The sequence below is a fragment of the Mesorhizobium sp. M7A.T.Ca.US.000.02.2.1 genome (genome assembly GCF_003996995.1).
Lineage (GTDB): Bacteria > Pseudomonadota > Alphaproteobacteria > Rhizobiales > Rhizobiaceae > Mesorhizobium.
The window spans coordinates 1-934 of sequence record NZ_RZTT01000814.1 but is presented as its reverse complement, the minus strand read 5'-3'; the positions used below and the strand labels follow the sequence as shown (position 1 = coordinate 934).

Annotated in this window: 1 protein-coding gene and 1 pseudogene; one reads left to right on the top strand and one right to left on the bottom strand. The window is 65.3% G+C overall.

Annotated features, from left to right (window positions below; genetic code table 11):
- A pseudogene (locus EOD15_RS37425) lies at window positions 1-601 on the bottom strand (SPOR domain-containing protein); the annotation flags it as partial.
- Between the two features lie 96 nt (window positions 602-697).
- On the opposite strand from EOD15_RS37425, the gene EOD15_RS37420 reads away from it, so the two are divergent.
- Window positions 698-934 (top strand): hypothetical protein (locus tag EOD15_RS37420; protein WP_348629450.1); only part of this gene is annotated, 237 nt, incomplete at its 3' end.

Sequence of the window (934 nt, the reverse complement as noted above, 5' to 3'; positions counted from 1 at the left end):
AATCATCAGCTTGCGAAACCGGCTGGCTCCCTGGCAGGCCGTCGAGGTCGAAGCCGGAGGCGTCGGCATAACCCGTGGGCGCCGCCGCGCGGGCGGACATGTCCATCGGCCGCGCGGCATAGGTCCGCGCTTCCGGCTCATAGCCCGGCTTGACCCCGTCATAGCCCGGCTTGACCCCGTCATAGCCCGGCTTGACCCCGTCATATGCCGGCTTGAGGCTGTCATAGCCCGGCTTGAAGCCCGCGGCATAGGAGTCATCATCGTAAGACGCGCTGGCCACATTGCCCGTGGGAACAGGAGCGACCTCCACCGCGTTCATCTCGGAGAGAAGGCTGGAGAACTCCGCATCGAGATCGTCGTAGCCGGACGACGCCGGCTGGTCTTCCTCGAAGTGCAGTTCGGGAATATCGAGATCGTCGGCCAGCGCGACGACACGCTCGGGTACATCGACCGTTTCGACGTCGGGCATGTCTTCGTAATGCGCAGGCTGGCGCGATTGGGGCGCCGACACCGGGGCAGCGGGAGCCACGGCCTCGACCGGCTCGGACGAACGGTAGGACGTCATGGCGGCGACTGCCGGCGCGGCGGCCACGGATGCCACCGAAGCGGCCGGCTGAGCAAACGCAGGCTGGGCACTGAATGACGGCTGATGCGGAACGGGCGTCACGCGGCTCCACGAACGCGTCGGCTCTGCCGGTTGGGAACGCTCCGCAAGCCAATCGAGAGAATCCGCCGAATTGTCCCGGTCAGCGGCTTCGTCACGCGGATCAAGATCCTTGGGCAAAGCCGCGTCGAACGCATCATCGTCGAAATCGACATCGCCAGCCGTGTGCCAAGTCGTATCCTGGAGTTCATCAAGCATAAGGTCGTCAATATCCGCATCGGCCGCTTGGGCCGTGCCAACATGCCGGTCCTGCTCAGGCGCGGGTTCGTC